Here is a 20,646-nt window from a genome sequence, read left to right as displayed (position 1 = left end):
TCAAAGGAGAATCCGCAGGAGTCCGGCAAAGCAGGAGTCCGGCAAACAGGGGACAGGGGTGGTGGGTCTGCTCCAGTGGCGCAGCCAGGTCCCAGGGGTGAAAGCAGGAAGGTGAAAGCAGGAGATCAGATCCCGCAAAAAAAGAGGAGCCACCGAAATACGCCGGCCTTTCACTGAAGATGCCGGTTTCTTCGGAAAGCTCCCCTGGACATGAAAAAACCTGCCTGGCAACGACCTGCTCTCCCAAGGGCCATCCCTCAGTACCATCGGCGCTGGAGGGCTTAACTTCCGTGTTCGGGATGGGAACGGGTGGAACCCCTCCGCTATGGTCACCAGACAGGTTTGATCAGGTTTTGTCCTCCCTTCGGGAGGCCACACACCCTGAAAATGAGTATGGAGTGTAAAGCAAGCGTGACGTGGAAGAGAAGAAGTGAGGTGAAGCCCTCGACCGATTCGTATCCGTCAGCTGAACGCATTGCTGCGCTTACACCTCGGACCGATCTACCTTGTCATCTGCAAGGGGTCTTACTTCCACGAGGGAATGGGAAATCTCATCTTGAGGGGGGCTTCGCGCTTAGATGCTTTCAGCGCTTATCCCGTCCGCACATGGCTACCCAGCGGTGCTCCTGGCGGAACAACTGGTACACCAGAGGTGCGTCCATCCCGGTCCTCTCGTACTAGGGACAGCTCCTCTCAAATTTCCTGCGCCCGCGACAGATAGGGACCGAACTGTCTCACGACGTTCTGAACCCAGCTCACGTACCGCTTTAATGGGCGAACAGCCCAACCCTTGGGACCGACTACAGCCCCAGGATGCGATGAGCCGACATCGAGGTGCCAAACCTCCCCGTCGATGTGGACTCTTGGGGGAGATCAGCCTGTTATCCCCGGGGTAGCTTTTATCCGTTGAGCGATGGCCCTTCCACACGGAACCACCGGATCACTAAGTCCGACTTTCGTCCCTGCTCGACTTGTGGGTCTCGCAGTCAAGCTCCCTTCTGCCTTTGCACTCTGACGCGCGATTTCCGACCGCGCTGAGGGAACCTTTGAACGCCTCCGTTACCTTTTGGGAGGCGACCGCCCCAGTCAAACTGCCCGCCTGACACGGTCCTCCTGCCGGATGACGGCAGCGAGTTAGAACCCCGGCACAGCCAGAGTGGTATCCCACCGACGACTCCACCGAAGCTGGCGCTCCGGCTTCTCAGTCTCCCACCTATCCTGTACAAGCTGTACCCGAATTCAATATCAGGTTGCAGTAAAGCTCCACGGGGTCTTTCCGTCTAGTCGCGGGTAGCCTGCATCTTCACAGGCAGTACGATTTCACCGGGTCTCTCGCCGAGACAGCGCCCAGATCGTTACGCCTTTCGTGCGGGTCGGAACTTACCCGACAAGGAATTTCGCTACCTTAGGACCGTTATAGTTACGGCCGCCGTTTACTGGGGCTTCGGTTCAGAGCTTCGCCGAAGCTAACCCTTCCCCTTAACCTTCCAGCACCGGGCAGGCGTCAGCCCCTATACATCGCCTTGCGGCTTCGCAGAGACCTGTGTTTTTGCTAAACAGTCGCCTGGGCCTTTTCACTGCGGCCCCCTCGGGCTGTGAACCCTACCGGGGCACCCCTTCTCCCGAAGTTACGGGGTCAATTTGCCGAGTTCCTTAGCGAGAGTTTTCCCGAGCGCCTTAGGATTCTCTCCTCGCCTACCTGTGTCGGTTTGCGGTACGGGCACCTGCATCCTCCTAGAGGCTTTTCTTGGCAGTGTGGAATCAAGGACTTCGGTACTTGAAGTTTCCCTCGTCATCACGGCTCCGCCTGAATGGAGAACGGATTTGCCTGCTCTCCGGCCTAACCGCTTGAACGCGCACTTCCGATCGCGCGATCCCCTATCCTCCTGCGTCCCCCCATCGTACAAACGGCTGCAGGTGGTACAGGAATATCAACCTGTTGTCCATCGTCTACGCCTTTCGGCCTCGACTTAGGTCCCGACTGACCCTGGGCGGACGAACCTTCCCCAGGAACCCTTAGGCTTTCGGCGGAGGGGATTCTCACCCCTCTTTTCGTTACTCACACCGGCATTCTCACTTCCAGGCGCTCCACCGATCCTTCCGGACCGGCTTCGCCGCTGCCTGGAACGCTCCCCTACCATCGTGCCGAAGGCACGATCCGCGGCTTCGGTGGACCGTTTAGCCCCGTTACATTTTCGGCGCAGAGTCACTTGACCAGTGAGCTATTACGCACTCTTTGAATGGTGGCTGCTTCTAAGCCAACATCCTGGTTGTCTCGGCAACTCCACATCCTTTACCACTGAACGGTCACTTGGGGACCTTAGCCGGCGGTCTGGGCTGTTTCCCTTTTGACCACGGATCTTGGCACTCGCGGTCTGACTCCCGAAGACCAAAGTCTGCGGCATTCGGAGTTTGACTGAGTTCGGTAACCCGGGGAGGGCCCCTAGCCCAATCAGTGCTCTACCTCCGCGACTCCTCTTCGAGGCTAGCCCTAAAGCTATTTCGGGGAGAACCAGCTATCTCCGGGTTCGATTGGCATTTCACCCCTACCCACACCTCATCCTATGGTTTTTCAACACCAACAGGTTCGGACCTCCATTCCGTGTTACCGGAACTTCATCCTGGACATGGGTAGATCACCCGGTTTCGGGTCGACAGCCACGTACTCAAGCGCCCTGTTCAGACTCGCTTTCGCTGCGGCTCCGGCTTCTCACCTTAACCTTGCACGTGACCGTCACTCGCCGGTTCATTCTACAAAAGGCACGCCGTCACTCCTCAAGGGAGCTCCGACTGATTGTAGGCACACGGTTTCAGGTTCTCTTTCACTCCCCTCCCGGGGTGCTTTTCACCTTTCCCTCACGGTACTGGTTCACTATCGGTCGCCAGGGAGTATTTAGCCTTGGGAGGTGGTCCTCCCTGCTTCCCACGGGGTTCCACGTGTCCCGCGGTACTCAGGATCGCCTCGGAAGGGTTTCGGATTTCGGCTACAGGGCTGTTACCTGCTCTGGCCGGCCTTTCCAGGACCAGTTCGCCTATCCCAAACCTTTGTGACTTCCATGTGAGACGTCCTACAACCCCGTTTGCCGAAGGCAAACGGTTTGGGCTGTTCCCGTTTCGCTCGCCGCTACTCAGGGAATCGCGGTTGCTTTCTCTTCCTCAGGGTACTAAGATGTTTCAGTTCCCCTGGTATGCCCCCAGCCACCCTATGGATTCAGGTGGTGGTACCGGCTCTTCCAGCCGGTGGGTTGCCCCATTCGGAAATCCCCGGATCAAAGCCTGCTTACGGCTCCCCGAGGCTTATCGGAGTTCGCCCCGTCCTTCATCGGCTCCTGGCGCCAAGGCATCCACCGTGCGCCCTTATCAGCTTCACCTTCAAGCTGCTCGGTTCTCTTCCGGTGTTATCGCGACTTGGCTTTACATTCCATATCCCATTTTCAAGGTGCGTGTGTGTCGTTTGGTGTCGCAGCAGCGACAATAGATAATCTATCACATGAATCTCACGATGGCAAGAGGTAATTTTTGAGTTTTTATTTTCCGACAACTCGCTCGCGCATTTCGGCAACATTCATGCCTCTTTCACAGCAACGGGAATGCTGTCGAAAGCAGCGGAACGACGGATTCGTCGCCGGGAGCATTCCGCGGATCCGGCTTGCCGGGTGATACGACGCCGCTTTCAAAGAAGCATGTTTTCCATCATGCCGAAGGCGGGACAAGCCGGGAGAGTATCTGCCTTGCAAACAGGGGCTCAGCGGTTCGAGATCAGCCCGTTTGGATGCCGCTCTGCGGTTGAACCGCGGGACCTGCCGCAAGTCCCGGAAGAACCCGCCGTGCACGCGGAGAAAAACAAAAACCGCTGACTCCAAACGGAATCAGCGGTCCGTGTTCCCTGAAAACCAAAGAGTGAGATCTTGCGACCTGATCGGGCATCGATCGTGTTTGCTCTTTCGAGCTCCTTAGAAAGGAGGTGATCCATCCCCACCTTCCGGTAGGGATACCTTGTTACGACTTCACCCCAATCATCTGCCCCACCTTCGGCGGCTGGCTCCCTTGCGGGTTGCCTCACCGACTTCGGGTGTTGCAAACTCTCGTGGTGTGACGGGCGGTGTGTACAAGGCCCGGGAACGTATTCACCGCGGCATGCTGATCCGCGATTACTAGCGATTCCGGCTTCACGCAGGCGAGTTGCAGCCTGCGATCCGAACTGAGACCGGTTTTTTGGGATTGGCTCCCCCTCGCGGGTTCGCAGCCCTTTGTACCGGCCATTGTAGCACGTGTGTAGCCCAGGACATAAGGGGCATGATGATTTGACGTCATCCCCACCTTCCTCCGGCTTTCACCGGCTGTCCCCCCAGAGTGCCCACCCGAGGTGCTGGCAACTGAGAGCAAGGGTTGCGCTCGTTGCGGGACTGAACCCAACATCTCACGACACGAGCTGACGACAACCATGCACCACCTGTCACCGCTGTCCCGAAGGAAAGGTGCATCTCTGCACCGGTCAGCGGGATGTCAAGCCCTGGTAAGGTTCTTCGCGTTGCTTCGAATTAAACCACATGCTCCACCGCTTGTGCGGGCCCCCGTCAATTCCTTTGAGTTTCAGCCTTGCGGCCGTACTCCCCAGGCGGAGTGCTTAATGGGTTACCTTCGGCACTGAGGGCGCGAGACCCCCAACACCTAGCACTCATCGTTTACGGCGTGGACTACCAGGGTATCTAATCCTGTTTGCTCCCCACGCTTTCGCGCCTCAGCGTCAGTTACAGGCCAGGAAGCCGCCTTCGCCACTGGTGTTCCTCCCGATCTCTACGCATTCCACCGCTACACCGGGAATTCCGCTTCCCTCTCCTGCACTCAAGCCCGCCAGTTTCGGGTGCCGCTCTGCGGTTGAGCCGCAGCCTTTCACACCCGACTTAACCGGCCGCCTGCGCGCGCTTTACGCCCAGTAATTCCGGATAACGCTCGCCCCCTACGTATTACCGCGGCTGCTGGCACGTAGTTAGCCGGGGCTTTCTCCTTGGGTACCGTCATGCCGGGAAGTTGTTCGCCTCCCGGAGTTTCTTCCCCAAGAACAGAGTTTTACAACCCGAAGGCCGTCCTCACTCACGCGGCGTTGCTCCGTCAGGCTTTCGCCCATTGCGGAAAATTCCCTACTGCTGCCTCCCGTAGGAGTCTGGGCCGTGTCTCAGTCCCAGTGTGGCCGATCACCCTCTCAGGTCGGCTACGCATCGTCGCCTTGGTGAGCCGTTACCTCACCAACAAGCTAATGCGCCGCGGGCCCATCCGCAAGTGACAGCCGAAGCCGCCTTTCCCTCATCCGCCATGCGGCGGATGAGCGTATCCGGTATTAGCTCCGGTTTCCCGAAGTTATCCCGGTCTTGCGGGCAGGTTGCCCACGTGTTACTCACCCGTTCGCCGCTGTCCTTCCCGAAGGAAGGACCGCTCGACTTGCATGTATTAGGCACGCCGCCAGCGTTCATCCTGAGCCAGGATCAAACTCTCCATCAAAGAGTGTATCCGGATTTTCCGATCCATCGACTCAAAGTGAACCGACAGGTTCGCAAGTTCACTCTTCAGTTTTCAAGGAACACTTTCATTTTCATCGCCTCCGCTCTCTTGCGGCGACGAATTATATCTTATCATGTCGCATCGCATCGTGTCAACCCTTTTTTTGAGGTTTTTCATCACCGCATGTTGGTGACGTCACACGCGTGCGACAGCAATAATGAATATACCAGCCTCCGATGATTCCGTCAAGGGGATTTTGTTCGGAATGAAATTTTTGCGGATCCCCGGGGGCGAGACAAGGCCCCCCGCAGTCGATGAGACATCGGAAACGCCGGAAACATGCCGGCGCTTCACCCGGCTCTTCTCTCGGGCTGTTTCGGTTTGTCCGCCTCGTGCAACGCTTCTTCCGTCAGCAGGTTGGTTCGGGGGATTTTCAAGTCTCCGTCCACATCGAGATACGGATGTTTCTTCAAGCGGGAAAACACCCGTTTCCAATTCTGCTCCCCCCTATTATCGGTTTCTTCCCTGAACCATGCATAAGCGCTCAGGTAGTACCGGTACGCGTCCAGTCCTTCCAAGCTTTCCAGTCTGACGCGTTTCAACTCTTCCAAACTCATGGCACCGGTCTTCTCCAAGAGTTTGAGCCCGTGCGATGCTTTCAGTTCGGGGAGCAGATGAACCTCATAATACATGGCGGCCCCTTCCTGCAACCAGTAGGCGGCATTGTCATTGGTCAACTCGCTGACCATCTGATGCGTCAGCTCATGAACCAATGCACGCGCAAACCATTTTTCGTCACCGGGAGTTCCCACCACCAGTTTGATGGATTGATTGGCTTCATGCCAACCACCCGCCCATTCCGGGAGAGAAAGTTTGACGGAATGCCTGAAATGCTCCGGCTGCCGGTACAACTTCACCTCAACCCGCCGGGGATTCCAGTCGTACCGATCGCCAAATGCCCGCAAGGCGTTGGTCAGCACATCTTTGGCGATCCGGGCGTACCGCTCCAAAGAAGCGTCTTCCATCCGGATCGTGACCGGCCCGTGATTGGATGTGACAAACGGAAAATCGGCATGTTTCCATCCTTCGGAAGTTTTCCGGACCATGAGCGGGCCCGTATGCCCGGCGGGCTTCCCCTTCCTTGTCCAGCTCCGGCGCACGTCCACTTTCCACTCAGCTTCGCCGACCCGTTCCATGTTCAGCACGTCCACCCGAAAAGAACCGGGATCCACGAAACGAACGGCATCTTGAAACCATCTCTTTTGCTCCGCCGCGTAAAACGGCAAACGGTCATCCACGGATGACAGATAAGCGGCGAGATTTCCGCTGTTGATCGCCTGCTGCATCCGGCTGAACATCCGTCTGATCTCTGCTTGGTCATCGGCTCCTTCGGGATCGGCATTCATGGAGAATCCGGTCACCCACAAGAGCGAGCACAGGATCACCGGCCACACCCGCAGTTTCCAAGATCGTGGCATGTCGGTACCGCCTTCCGTTCATTTTGTCTACAGCATGTGCGGACGCAAATATCTTATGCACCGGCAAAAAAAAGTCGGGCCGAAGCGGCAAGCCGAACGATGGCTGCTCTTCGACCCGACACATATTCACCGATTTGGAAAGACGGGCTGTTTTTCTGTTCGGCCTGATTTTCCGCCTTTGACCACCAAGAACGGAGAAACCCATCACGGCACGAAACCGAACGAACGGATTTTCCGTCCCGGTTGCGTCTGTACCGGCAAAACCGACGCCGATTCCTCAGATCGCACCGAGGAAGATGAAACGCATCACGAACAGCACGCCCAACACATAGATGATCGGATGAACCCGTTTGCCTTCTCCGGCCACCAGCATGCAAAGCGGATAGAGCACAAATCCGGCGGCAATGCCGTTGGCGATGCTGAACGAAAGCGGCATGAGAATGATGGTGAGAAACGCCGGAATCGATTCGGACAGTTTGTCCCATTCGATCTTTCTCAGATTGGCCGCCATGAACACGCCGACGATGATCAGCGCGGGAGAGGTGATGGCCGCCACGGAGGCCAGGGTTTCCACCAACGGGAAGAAAAAGAGCGATACGGCAAACAACAGGGCCGTGACGACGGAAGTCATCCCGGTTCTGCCTCCGGATGCGACACCCGCGGACGACTCGATGTACGAGGTGACCGTGGACGTGCCGAACACCGCTCCCAGCATGGTGGCGATGGAATCGGTGAACAGGGCCCTGCCGGCGCGGGGCAATTTGTTGTTTTTGATCAGCCCGGCCTGGTTGGCCACCGCCACAAGGGTGCCCGCATTGTCGAACAAGTCGACGAACAGGAACGCAAAAACAATGGTCATGAGTCCGAGATCAAGGGCACCGGCCACATCCATTTTCAAGAAAGTGGGGGCCATCGACGGGGGCATGGCGAAAATCGTCGAGGGAACGTCCACCAATCCCGTGATCATGCCGGTCACGGCGGTCACGGCCATTCCGATGAAGATGGCTCCTTTCACCTTGCGAACGAGCAAGACGGAAGTCACCACCAGACCGAACAGCGTGAGCAGCACTTCCGGTTTTTTCGTCAGATCCGCATTGAAGGTGACGAAGGTGGCCTCGGAAGCGATGATGATCCCGGCGTTTTTCAGGCCGATGAACGCAATGAACAGACCGATGCCCGCGGAAACCGCGTATTTGAGACTTTCCGGAATCGCGTTGATGATTGCTTCACGTACTTTGGTGACGGTGAGCACAAAGAAAATCACACCGGACAAAAACACGGCTCCGAGCGCCTGCTGCCAGGGCACGTTCATGCCCAAAACGACGGCAAAGGCGAAGTAAGCGATCAAGCCCATCCCCGGAGCGAGAGCGAGGGGGAAATTGGCGATCACACCCATGAGAAACGTGCCGATGGCGGCGGACAAGGCCGTCGCGACGAACACCGAACCGAGATCCATGCCGGTTTCCCCAAGGATGGACGGGGCCACCAGCAAAATATAGGCCATGGTGAAAAACGTGGTGGCACCCGCCAGCATTTCCGTGCGCAGATTGGTGCCGTGTTCATCGAATTTGAAATATCGAGCCAGCCAGGATGTCATCGGGGTTTCACCTCATCAATCATTCCCACTCAATGGTGGACGGGGGTTTGGAAGTAATGTCATAAACGACGCGGTTGACGCCTTCCACCTCATTGATGATCCGGGTGGAGATCTTCTCGAGCACATCGTAGGGAATGCGCGCCCAATCCGCCGTCATGCCGTCGACGGACGTCACGGCGCGGATCCCCACCGTGTAGGCGTACGTGCGGACGTCTCCCATCACGCCGACGCTCTTGAAATCGGGAAGGGCGGTGAAATACTGCCAAATCTCGCGATCGAGTCCCGCCAGGGTGATTTCTTCCCGCAGGATGGCATCCGACTCCCGAACGATGCGAAGTTTGTCTTCGGTCACTTCGCCGATCACGCGGATGGCCAGACCCGGTCCCGGGAACGGTTGCCGCCAGACGATTTCCGCCGGCAGGCCCAGTTGTTCGCCCACCTTGCGAACCTCGTCCTTGAACAAGGTGGCCAGCGGTTCGATCAGCTCCATCTTCATGTCTTCGGGGAGTCCTCCCACGTTGTGGTGCGATTTGATCGTATGGGCCGTCGCAGTGCCCGACTCAATGATGTCGGTGTACAGCGTCCCCTGCCCCAGGAAGCGGTGATCGCCGAATTTGGCGGACTCTTCCTCAAACACGCGGATAAACTCGTTTCCGATGATTTTCCGCTTTTGTTCGGGATCGGTGACCCCTTTCAATTTTCCGAGGAAGCGGTCTTTGGCGTCGATCTTCACCAGGTTCATCTTGAAGTGTTCCCCGAACGTGCGAACGACCCCTTCGGCTTCCCCTTTGCGAAGCAGCCCGTGATCCACGAACATGCAGGTCAATTGGTCACCCACGGCGCGATGAATCAGTGCGGCCACCACGGAGGAATCGACGCCGCCGCTGAGCGCGCACAGCACTTTCTCCTTGCCGACCCGCTTCCGGATCTCCGCCACGGTGTCTTCGATGAACGTTTCCATGCTCCAGTTGCCGGCGCATTGGCAGACATCGTAAAGAAAGCGGCGAATCATCTCGTTGCCGTTCACCGAGTGGAGGACTTCCGGATGGAACTGGACGGCGTAAATCCTTTTTGCGGGATCGCTCATCGCGGCAACGGGAGCGGAATGGGTTTTTCCGTCCACCCGAAAACCGGCGGGCGGATCGATGACCACGTCACTGTGGCTCATCCAGACCACTTGCGTGCGATCCAATCCCGCGAAAAGCGGGCTGTCGGACACCACGTCAAGCTCCGCCTTTCCGTATTCACGCCGCTGGGCGCGCTCCACGTTCGCACCGAAATGATGCGCGATCAATTGCATCCCGTAACAAATTCCGAGAATCGGGACCCCCAGACCGAATATGGCCGGATCGCATTTGGGCGCGTCTTCCGCATACACGCTGTTGGGACCGCCGGAAAAGACAATGCCCTTGGGATTCATCCGGCTGATCTCTTCCGCCGAAGTATTGTACGGAAGCAGCTCGCTGTACACGCCCAGGTCCCGGATCCGCCGGGCGATCAACTGATTGTACTGCCCGCCGAAGTCGAGAACGATGACGCGTTCAAGCGGTTTGTCCATGTTCAGGCTCCTCTGCTTCAAAATTTGGTCAAACCCCGCCAACAAAAAAACCGGTGTCCATACCGCTCCGGCGATATAGGACCCCGGTTCCCCGATTCTTCATCCATTCCGGCGCTCATCAGCACGATGAAAAAAACAGGTATCCAGGCGACCTATCAACCGTAGTCCGACGATTTACGGTCGCCGGGTAGAGACGTTTGGGCCATATTCCCAAACATATACGGCCAAGGCTCAACCAGAATCAATGATAGCAAAGCCTTTTTCAACCGGTCAAGATTTCTTGACTCCCGGCAAACGCTTCCAACGGGACGACCGATCTCTTTGAGATTGTTTTTTCCCGTACCTTCTTTTTTCATACCGGCGGATCCAGTCAATCATTTCCTGCAAAGAGCTTTCCTTTCCGCCGAGCTCTCCCCCCATCTCCCGCAGCGTCTGGTGCCGTTTCCGGAAGCCGGTCCAATTCCAGAAGCGAAGCACATACGTGACTCCGGACAACGTCCGGCGTTTTTTCAACCACGCGAGACTCCAACCGTTCAGCAGAGAGATCAGGCGGGCCCGCCAGGTGCGGCGCAGAAAAGGAAGAAGAAGAATGGCCGCGGTCCACCACCACTTGACGAACTCCTCCTGCCCGGAATCGCCGACCGCCTCCGTTTCCGGCTGAAGCTCTTCCCGTTCCATCTGTTCCAGCCGTGCCAATCTCTCCTCCACAAGCTCCTCCGATTCGGACGGATCGGAGGAAGGCCCCTGTCCCGGTCGGTTGTCCGTGACAACCTCCTCTTCGGAAGAAGCCGTGACCGGCGCGGGGTGGAAGAAACCCGGCGTGGGTTCGAACGGGATCCACCCGACCCCGTCAAGATACACTTCGACCCAGGAGTGGGCATCGCGGTTCCGGACCGTCACGAGGTTCTGGCCGGAGCGGGAATCCGAACGGATTTCACCGGGAAGATACCCTTTCACCCAGCGGGCGGGAACACCGGCCGCCCGCAGCAACACCGCCATGGAGGTGGAAAAGTGATCGCAATATCCCTGTCGGGAGGAAAACAGAAAATGATCCACAAAGTCACGGTCCGAGGGCGTCTCGGGAGCGTCGAGTTCATACCGGAACCGTCCACCGCGCAGGAACGCTTCCACCGCTTTCGCTTTTTCATACGGGGTATTTGCCCCTTTTGTCACCTGCTCCGCCAACCGAAGAACGCGCTCCGGGACGGTGGCGGGCAGTCTCGTGTATTCCGCCAGGTCCGGCGAACGGTCACCGGTTTCGCCCGTTCCCGCCTGCCTGAGACGCTCTTCGTCCATGACCGGCACTTCCGCCATCAAGACGTAGTTTTTGACGGTCACCCCCGGAAAACGGATGCGGGAGAGCTGATTGGCGGACTGGATTTCCGTCACCATGTTTTCCGGCGGGCTCCCGTTGAGGCTTTTCAGGATTTTCAGTTGTCCCGGAACAAACAAAAGATCGCCGGGAGGTTTCTCAAAAGTAATCCGTGCATAGTTGGCCCGCACCTCTCCCGTGTACAGGTTGACCGCATGCCCGTTCGGGCGAAGGATGATCGAACCGTCCGGATTTCGCACCGGATGACCGGCCGCAGCCCGCACGGGGGTGGTTGTCCGGTTGATCCATCCCTTTCCGGTGTATACCTGTTTCGATTCACCGCGCCAGTAATAGGGAACGTCCACCGACGCCCGGAACACCACTTGGTCATCCAGGCGGATCGGTCCGCCGAGCCGCTGATCATCCCTGGCGTAACCCGCCGTTTTCGTTCGGGAATGACCTTCTCCCTCCCCGACCGGAATCCAGTCCCGGAGGTCAAAACCGGCACTGACCGACGATTTGGGCAACATCCACCCCAGAATCGGAAGCAACACCAACAACAACGCCGTGGACACCGACAGGCGAACGGACGTCAACTCCAGATGATCCAGCCTCGCCAGCCAAGAGCGGCGACGGGTCCACGCAAACAACAACAATCCCGTCACGACGGTCCGGATGACGGCACCGCCGAGCCGAAGATCCGTCCCGATCTCGAGAACCAAGAGCACCAGGGCCGTCAGCAAAACCGGAAACGCCCTCAGTGGGGGAGATCGCAGCGCTCGCCACCAGATCCGGGCCATTCCCCAGAGGAACAAAAAAAACAGCAGGGAGCGAAAATCGGCGAGGACCCGCTGCGAAAAAAACAGCTCCGGTTCCCCGATCGCGGAAAGGCTTCGCCCGATGACGATCCACATCCGGGTCCACCATTCAGACCCGAACACGGGCAATTGCGGATGGAAGATTTCGTTCATCAGGAACTGGATGATCAAAAGCCCGGCCGGCAACTGAACCTTCCATGTCAGATCGAACGAGGCCATCACCAGCCATATCACAAATCCGAGAAAAAAGAGAAAGGGTTTTTCCGTTCCGGTCAATTCCGCCAAAGGGAACAAAATCTCCGCAAAAAGAAGGCATCCCGCCGGCAAGAGCACCCGTCTGCCGGCTGAGCGCTGAAAGATTGCGGCAAGATCCGGCATCTCCGAATCCCCCTTTCATCGTTGCGATCCGTCCGGTTGATCAGGGTTTGAAGCGGAGCAACAGTTTTTTCTTTGACACCTTCATTCCGGTTGTGGTCCCCTGACCGCTGCCGTACCGTGCCTGTTCGTATTCCCGGATCCAGAGAAGTTCTTCCGGGGTCAGCGCCCCTCCGACGGATTCGGCATGTTCCCGGAGAGTGGCGGCAGGATGCTTTTTCCCGGACATTTCCTGAAGCCGGATCAATTCACCCATGTACAGCGGATCCGCGTTTCCATGATTCCATGCGGCGGACACCCACCGCCAGCCCCAGCGGATGAAGGGGGCGTTCCGACGCAGGATCCGCACCAGCGCCAGCAAGATCAGAATGCCCGTCGCCCCCGGAATCAACCAGCGGGCGAAAACATCCGCACCTTTGTTTTCGGCTTGCCCTCCTTCGGTCTGCGGCTGACCGGCGTCCGGGCTCGTTTCCGCATCCTCCCAGGTTCCCGAAACATCCCCTTCGACCGGAGTTCCGTCCCACCCGTCCGGCCGGTCGTCGGCGGGAGACGGAAACCGGAACGGCGGCGTGGGCTCAAACGGGATCCATCCCACATCCTGAAAATAGACTTCCACCCAGGAGTGGGCATGACGGTTCCTCACGGTGACCCGGTACTTGCCGATATCGGCATCATACCGGAACTCCCCGGCGGTGAATCCTTTGACCCAACGGGCGGGAATGCCCACGGACCGCAAGAGCACCACCATGGAAGTGGAGAAATGATCACAATATCCCGTCTTGGATTCGAACAGGAAATGATCCACGAAATCACGCCCCGGAGGAGTCACGGGCACTTTTTCCGTTTCATACTCCAGATCTCCGGACCGGAGCCAGTTTTCCACGGCTTTCACTTTGTCGTAATCGGTGCCCGCGGATTCCGTCAAACGCCGGGCCAGTTCGGCCACGCGGGGCGGGACGGTGTCGGGCAGGGCCACGAACGTGAGATACTGCAAGCCGGCCCCCCTGCTCTTTTTTTGACGGAGAAGGTCCTCACGGATCTCCGGCAGACGGGATTCCAGCGCATAGCTTCGAAGCGGCTCCTCCCCCGTGTGAAACAGCCGGGAGGTGAACATGCGGTCATGGAGAACAAAATCAACGGCTCCCGTTGCGGGTTCTTCGTTCACGTGATTCACGCGAAACGCTTCTCCGGGAACGAACAGGGTGTCCGTGAACGGTTTTCTGATTCGCACGTTCACGTGATTGGTCGTTTCTTGCCCTTTCAGAAACACGTTGTAAAACGACTCGTTGCGCGCAATCGTCACCGCTCCGTCGGCTTCCGGAACGAGGTGGCCGAGGTGCAGCTTCATGTAGTAGGGTCCTTTGTCCCATCCCCGTCCGGTATACACTTCTTTGGATTCCCCGCGCCAATAATACGGAGCGTCCACTTCGGCTTCGAACACCGGCCGGTTGTCCTGTTTCAAAGGTCCGCCCAGATCCTCGTCGCTCCGTCCGTACCCGATGCGCGAGGCCGTGCTTCCTTCCACCGCTTCTTCCAGCCACTCTTTCCAGGAAACCGCATCGCGCACCTGGTTCCCGGGAAAAGAGGAAGCCGTGTTCACCAACACCAGCGCCACCAGAAAAGCCACCGCCACCCGCCACATTTTTCCTTGGGATGTTCCCGACCGGTTTTCGAGTTCTTCCTGCCGGAACCAGGCTGCCAGCAAAAGCCCGTACATCGTCAGCCGGATGAGCGGACCGCTCACTTCCCGGGTCGGTTCCATGACCAACAAAAAAGCCGCCGACACCCCGAACGGAAGCCAAAACAGACGGGCGGAAGCCAGACAGTGTCCCCATGCTCCGGCAACGATCCGGATCACGGGAAAAAAGAGGAGCGAACGAATGACGGTGGACTCGCCCGCCGCCAACAGGTCTCCGGGCTCAAGCGAAACAGCCTCCCGGAATCCGGTTATCCAGACAGATGTCCACCACTCGGCGGCAAACGGCCCCAGATCGGGGTGATAAATGAGATTCATCAGGACATGAACGATGAACAGGCCGAGCACCAGGTCCAACAGCCGGTTCCGCACAAACAGACGGACAGCGAGAAAAGCGGGGAATGACAGGAAAAAGATCTCCGGTTTCCGGGTCAACGTCCAATCCGCCAGCGGCACCCACACTTCGATGAACATCAGTGACGCCACCGACAGAAGGATCGCCTTCCTTCCGGACGTCAAAGCATCCATTCGTTCAGACCGGAGCATGTTTTCATTCCCCCCTTTCCGTCTCACGGACGCCGGTTTGACGCAAACGCTTTCGCCGGTCCGCCCGTTTCGGCAACACGCTCGCGCCCGGCCACGTCCAGGCATTGGAAGCTGCTCCCGATCCGGTTCAATTCACGGGCAAATGCGCGAACGGCATCATCTTCGGCCGCGCAAACCATCACCACGTGCAGCCGGCCGCCTCCGCGGTGTCCGAACACCCACCGCACATCCGGCAAGGCGGACCCGTCCGGTTTGACGTCCACCAAATATTCCATCAAGCGCATGAACTGATCTTCCGTTGCCACCGTCGGCAGGCGGACGGGCGTTTTTCCTCCCAGCATCACCGACACGGGAATCCTGCGGTCCATCCATTCCCTGACGAGTGACGCGGTGAGAGAAACGGCGTGTTCAAACACATGCTCCCCGCGCCCCCGGTAAGCCGACGCCCGTTGATCCAGGAGCAGCAGGATTTGCGCGGATGCGCTCCGGTCAAACTCCTTCACCTTCCATCCCTGGCCACGGCTGCTCGCTTTCCAGTGGATGAGCTGGAGACGGTCTCCGTGTCGGTAATTGCGGATCCCGGTGACCACCCCGGAATCTTCCAGAAGGCGGTGTTTCCGGTTCGTTTCACCGGCCGACCACCCCTCCGGAAGCTTGTCCACCGGCATCAGACGCGGATAGACGGTCAGGGTGCGCGGGTCTTCCTGAAACCGGGTCCGGGACATGAAACCGAACAGATCTCCCGCCTGAAGCTCCGCTCCCGCGAAGGCATACCGCCCCCGTTTCAGATGGTACACGCGGTATTCAAACTCCTCGCTCTCACTCGTGACCAAAAACTCTGCCCGAAGGCCCGACACCGAGTGCTCCAAATCACTCTTGTCCCTCACCATGAACCAGTACAGCGGCCAGCGAAAATCTCTCCGCACCCGCAACCGGACTTCCAGATCTTCGCCCGCCGTCAGCCGGGTCGACGAGAGTTCACGATCCACCGATGCCCCCGCAAAGCAAATCATCGCGACCAATCCCTCATACACCAGAAGCCCCAGCCCGATCCAAAACAGAAAGCCCGCCACAAATCCTCCGACCCAAACGGCCAGCACCGCCGAGAGCATGGTGAACGCGACGAGCGGCCACCATCCGTTCCGCTTGCGGACCATCTTCCACTCCCTCATTCCGGAAGAACCGGCACCGACACCCGGTGCAAGATCCGATCCAAGATTTCTTCCGGAGTCAGACCGGAGAGCCTCGCTTTGGGAGCGGTCAGCACGCGGTGGGCGAGCACGTGCGGTACCAACCGTTTCACGTCGTCGGGAACAACATAATCCCGTCCGCGGCAAAACGCCAGCGCCTGTGCGCAGCGATACAGGGCCATGCTGGCTCGCGGGCTGGCCCCCAGCATGAAATCTTCCGTTTTGCGGGTCTCATCCACGATCCGCACGATGTATCGGACCAGTGAATCATCCACGTGAACTTGCCGCACTTGCTCCTGCAGCCGGATCAAGTCCTCGGTGCTCCACACCTGCCCCACGGTGTTGACGGGATGTTTCAGGCGGAAACGGCGCAGCATCTCCATTTCCTGGTCAGGCGACGGATACCCCAGACTCAGCTTGATGAGAAAGCGGTCCAACTGGGCTTCGGGGAGGGGAAAGGTTCCTTCGTACTCGATCGGGTTTTGGGTGGCGATCACGAAAAACGGGGGTTCCAGCGTCCAGGTCCGTCCGTCCACCGTCACGGCGCCCTCTTCCATCGCTTCGAGCAGCGCGGCCTGTGTCTTCGGGGAGGTTCGGTTGATTTCGTCGGCCAGCACGACATGGGCCATCAACGGACCGGGACGGAATTCAAACTCCAAGGTTTTTTGGTTGAAAATGGACACCCCGGTCACATCGGAGGGAAGCAAATCCGGCGTGAATTGGATGCGGCTGAATTTGCACCCCAAAGAACGGGACAACGCCTTCACCAACATGGTTTTGCCGACACCGGGCACATCTTCCAGAAGCACATGGCCTCCCGCCAGCAGTGCCGCGATGCACAGTTCAATGACCGGGCGTTTGCCCACCATCACTTTTTCGATATTTTCGATCAAATCCCTCACCTTGGGGTGTTCCTGATCCCAAGCGAGAGAAGCCGGCACTTGTTTGCCCATCGAATTCCTCCAAAAACCGATTTTATTGAATACTCGAATGATGACGTACAATTATTATATCGGAAGATACGGAGTTTTGTGGAATTTCGGTGTAAAGAAAAAAATTCCCTGTTCTTCTTCGGAACGACAAAAAAACGGTCCTCCGTCAACGGAAGACCGTACACACAAGCGGAACCTGAACAAGCCTTTGCCCGGAAAAAAGGTTGAAACGGAATCCCGAAAGACCCGCGGTCGGACACCGTTTACCGCATCCCGGGCTCCACATGGATGTGCACACGGGCGATGCGTTCAAACCCGATCAGGAGTTCTTCCACCCGTTCCGTCAGCGCGTGACTGTCTTGCACGGACAAGTGGGGATCAACGCAAACCGTCATTTCCACATGCACCTGCGGACCGTACCTCCTGGCGCGCAATTCCCGCACTTGCCGGATTCCGTCGACGGACTTCACGATGTTTTCGATCTCGGCCAGTTTCTCCCCTTCAAACCCGTCCATCAGGGAATCGATCGCCGGTTTCCCCACGTGCCACGCCGTCCTCAAAATGATTCCGCCCACGATGAGGGCGCAAACCGGATCCATCCAACTCCATCCTGCCCTTGCTCCCCAGACGCCGATTGCCGCTCCCAGGCTGACCAGCGCATCGGACATGTTGTCACCGGCGGCGGCTTGCAGGGCTTCGCTTCCCGTTTTTCGGCCCAGCCGACGATTGTGGAGGGAAACGGCGAACATCACGACGGCCCCCGCGAGAGACACCAGCAAGGCCTCCATCCCGATCATGTCGGGTTTCGGCCGGAACAGGGATTGAACCGAATGCAACCACACTTCCAAGGCAACCAGCGCCATGAAGGATGCGGCCACCAGGGCGGCCACCGTTTCCGCTTTCCGATGCCCGAACGGATGGTTCCGGTCCGCCGGGAGTGAGGCCACCCGGATTCCGATCAGAATCGCCGCCGAAAGCAGGATGTCGGACACGTTGTTGAGTCCGTCCGACAAGACGGCGTCAGACCCGGTTTTTGCGCCGATCCAGCACTTGGTCGCGGCAAGCACCACATAACACACCAGCCCCAGGATGGCCCCCCGCTGTGCGGACGGACTCCCGTTCCGCATGTTCTCCACAGGCGCCCCTCCTTGCCGCAGCAGATTCAGCACCCTTATCATAGGAGACGGATTCACTTTTAGTCCAGAGAAACGTTTTTTCCCCGGACTACAAAATCTGCCCCGGTTCAAAGCAGTTTCCCCCGTCCAACTTTGTGAAAGAGGGCCGCCCTGGTGGATTGTCCGCCTTTTTTGACAAGCTGGATGTGAAACGGAAAAATCCGCGTGATATGATGAAGAAGAACAACGGAACGGGCGGAAATCCCCGTCCGGTTCCAGGAACAGGTGGGAATGGCGCACAATGTGGAGAAGAGAAATCGTGGAGGAAGCAGTCCGCAAGTTTCAGGGAACCGAGAGCTCCATCCGGTTTCTGGGCGGCTACTACCGGAACGTGTACGAATATGAGCGCGACGGGGAAACCTGCGTGATCAAGCTGTTTCCCGTCGCCGGCCGGGACCGCGGAAGACTTTTGGCCGAGCTGAAGTGGATGTCTTTCCTGAAATCCCGGGGCATTCCCGTCCCGAAAAACATCCTGTCCGCCCGCGGTCAAAGCGTGGAAACCATTCTTCGGCTTCCCGTTCCTTGCTATATCGTCTCTTTCCGGAAAGTGAACGGCAAACCGGTGGATCCCACACACAAATCCGTATGGAACTCAGGGCTTTTTCGCAGATGGGGAAACATCATGGGACAAATCCACGCCTTGTCCCGGAACTTTTTGCGGCGGGAGGGAACCGCAGCGTTTGACGAATGGGACGAAGGAGAACTGTTTCACCGGGATCTCTCCTTCATCGAAAGCCGCATCGTGGACCGGTTCAGCTCCATGCTGCAGCGAATCCGCACGTTTCCGAAAAGTGACCGTTCATACGGTCTGATTCACAATGATCTGCATCATCGGGGATTCCTGCTCGCAGGATCCGGCAACCTGACGCCGGTGGACTTCGGCCGGGTGAAACGGCATTTCTTCACCTATGACATCGCGATCGCGCTGCATCACGCCATGGAGGAGACCCCCGAAGAACTCAGGGATTCTTTCCGCGAAGAATTCCTGCGGGCGTTCATGGAAGGCTACCTGTTGGAAAACGAACTGGAAGATCACTGGCGCGAGCAAGTGGATTTCTTCCTCGAGTACCGCCTCTTCCATCACTATCTCCAACGCATGGCCTGCCTTGACGCGGACCGGACCGACGAGCGCGAACTGGCGCACATCCGGGAAATCCGGAACCGGCTGCTCAGCATGCGTCCGGCCACACTCCGCTGATTCAAAAACCGCCACCCGATCGAGGTGGCGGTTTTTTGCACGGTTCTCACCGCAAATAACTTTTCGGATTGACCGGTTTTCCTCCCTTGTGCACCTCAAAATGAAGGTGATACCCTCCCCGCGCTCCGTAAGAGCGTCCGTTGTTCCCCACTTCGGCGATTTTTTGGCCCTTGCGGACGAATTCGCCCTGCCGGACGGTGATGGTGTGCCGGAACATGTGCGCGTACAGAGTGGAGAGGCCGCCCCCGTGATCAATCACGATGTACATCCCATATCCGCCCGGATCCGCCTTGATCCGTTTCACCACTCCCGATTCGGCGGCATAGATGGGCGTTCCGGGAGGTCGGGGCAAGTCGACCCCTTTGTGATGGTGGGAACCGCGCCATTGCATGAAATTCCAGGATATGTATCCGGGAGTGGTGGGAAGCCGGAATCTTCCGCTCCCGTATCCCAGGTACTGGCCGAACTTCATGAGAATCTCTTCTTCCCGGGACGCGAGCCGATCCAGTTCCTCCTTGTGGGATTCGTAGACCGACTGGAGTTCGGTCACCGCCTTTCGGGAAGCGTCAAGCAGAACCTTTTGCCGGTTTCGGGCTTCTTCCAGATCCGCCTTGGACTCCTTCAGCCGGTTTCTGGTCCGGACATAATCGTTCAGGATCTCGGATTCTTTGTCCACGATCAGCCGGACCACCTCGTAGCGGCGCAGAAAGCTGTCCACCGAGTCCGACTTCAGGAGCTGGATCAAGTATATATGTTCACCTCTGACATAGAGGGATCTGACCAGCTTTTTCACTTTCTCTTCCTGTTCTTTGAGCACCTTTTCATGGTCAGCCAATTGCCGGTTGAGCTCCTGGATCTTTTGGTCCCAACGGACGATTTCCTGTTCCGTTTCGGAAATCTCCGCCTTCTTTCGTTCCATGAGGTCGCGGACCTTCATGGCTTCCTCCCGTTGCTTCCGGGAAAGATCCCTGACTTCCGCCAGTTGCCTCTCCCCTTCGGCTTTTTTGGCGGAAGAGGCAAGAGCCTGGGCTCCCCCGGGCAACACCGCTCCCACCGCCAACGTAGCAACGAGACACCATATCCACTGTTTGTCCATGGTTCTCCCCCAACAATGGTCAATTTTGCACTTCCAGAATTTGATGAAGAAGAGGGAGATTCCTTCCTATTCATGAATTTTTTTCCGAGCAATTCCACCGGAGAATGATCCATCAATCCACCGGGAAGGATAACATTCTGCAAAAAAATAAAATCCCCCGGAAAACAGCCCCGGAG

The 20,646-nt window shown here is 57.8% G+C and carries 10 protein-coding genes, 3 rRNA genes and 1 riboswitch; of the genes, 1 reads left to right on the top strand and 12 read right to left on the bottom strand.

What is annotated here, in order from left to right:
- Positions 1-222: 222 nt before the first annotated feature.
- The 11 genes from rrf to EG886_RS01550 form a co-directional block, all read right to left on the bottom strand.
- Positions 223-337 (bottom strand): 5S ribosomal RNA (rrf, locus tag EG886_RS01600).
- A gap of 95 nt (positions 338-432) precedes the next feature.
- Positions 433-3,371 (bottom strand): 23S ribosomal RNA (locus tag EG886_RS01595).
- Positions 3,372-3,957: 586 nt separating this feature from the next.
- Positions 3,958-5,499: ribosomal RNA gene (locus EG886_RS01590) — 16S ribosomal RNA — on the bottom strand.
- The 16S, 23S and 5S rRNA genes sit together here, the layout of an rRNA operon.
- A 350-nt stretch (positions 5,500-5,849) precedes the next feature.
- Positions 5,850-6,977: a peptidase MA family metallohydrolase gene (locus tag EG886_RS01585; protein ID WP_124726499.1), complete on the bottom strand. Its 1,128-nt coding sequence runs from the start codon at positions 6,975-6,977 to the stop codon at positions 5,850-5,852.
- A gap of 277 nt (positions 6,978-7,254) precedes the next feature.
- Positions 7,255-8,574, bottom strand: coding sequence for an NCS2 family permease (locus EG886_RS01580; protein ID WP_124726498.1), 1,320 nt, complete (start codon positions 8,572-8,574; stop codon positions 7,255-7,257).
- 19 nt (positions 8,575-8,593) lie between these two features.
- Positions 8,594-10,132, bottom strand: coding sequence for a glutamine-hydrolyzing GMP synthase (gene guaA, locus EG886_RS01575; RefSeq protein ID WP_124726497.1), 1,539 nt, complete (start codon positions 10,130-10,132; stop codon positions 8,594-8,596).
- 142 nt (positions 10,133-10,274) lie between these two features.
- A riboswitch (purine riboswitch) is annotated at positions 10,275-10,376 on the bottom strand.
- 26 nt (positions 10,377-10,402) lie between these two features.
- Positions 10,403-12,640: a transglutaminase-like domain-containing protein gene (locus tag EG886_RS01570; protein ID WP_124726496.1), complete on the bottom strand. Its 2,238-nt coding sequence runs from the start codon at positions 12,638-12,640 to the stop codon at positions 10,403-10,405.
- Positions 12,641-12,680: 40 nt separating this feature from the next.
- Positions 12,681-14,879 (bottom strand): transglutaminase-like domain-containing protein, encoded by a 2,199-nt coding sequence (locus EG886_RS01565; protein ID WP_164491581.1) that lies wholly within the window; start codon positions 14,877-14,879, stop codon positions 12,681-12,683.
- A gap of 23 nt (positions 14,880-14,902) precedes the next feature.
- A complete protein-coding gene (locus EG886_RS01560; RefSeq protein ID WP_164491580.1) occupies positions 14,903-16,036 on the bottom strand; it encodes a DUF58 domain-containing protein in 1,134 nt (377 codons plus the stop codon).
- An 11-nt stretch (positions 16,037-16,047) separates the two neighbouring features.
- Positions 16,048-17,022 (bottom strand): AAA family ATPase, encoded by a 975-nt coding sequence (locus tag EG886_RS01555; RefSeq protein ID WP_124726493.1) that lies wholly within the window; start codon positions 17,020-17,022, stop codon positions 16,048-16,050.
- 242 nt (positions 17,023-17,264) lie between these two features.
- Positions 17,265-18,128, bottom strand: coding sequence for a cation diffusion facilitator family transporter (locus EG886_RS01550; RefSeq protein ID WP_241154411.1), 864 nt, complete (start codon positions 18,126-18,128; stop codon positions 17,265-17,267).
- A gap of 307 nt (positions 18,129-18,435) precedes the next feature.
- Here EG886_RS01550 and EG886_RS01545 point away from each other — a divergent pair, with 307 nt between their 5' ends.
- The gene (locus EG886_RS01545; RefSeq protein ID WP_164491578.1) at positions 18,436-19,374 is read left to right on the top strand and encodes a phosphotransferase enzyme family protein; all 939 of its coding nucleotides are present in this window, start codon (positions 18,436-18,438) and stop codon (positions 19,372-19,374) included.
- A gap of 46 nt (positions 19,375-19,420) precedes the next feature.
- Here EG886_RS01545 and EG886_RS01540 read toward each other — a convergent pair whose 3' ends face one another.
- On the bottom strand, positions 19,421-20,470 hold the full coding sequence (locus EG886_RS01540) for a murein hydrolase activator EnvC family protein (protein ID WP_124726490.1): 1,050 nt from the start codon (positions 20,468-20,470) through the stop codon (positions 19,421-19,423).
- Between the last annotated feature and the right edge of the window lie 176 nt (positions 20,471-20,646).

Origin of the sequence: Staphylospora marina, from assembly GCF_003856495.1 — a bacterium.
GTDB classification, from domain to species: Bacteria; Bacillota; Bacilli; order Thermoactinomycetales; family Thermoactinomycetaceae; genus Staphylospora; species Staphylospora marina.
This window is presented reverse-complemented; position numbering and strand designations above follow the sequence as displayed.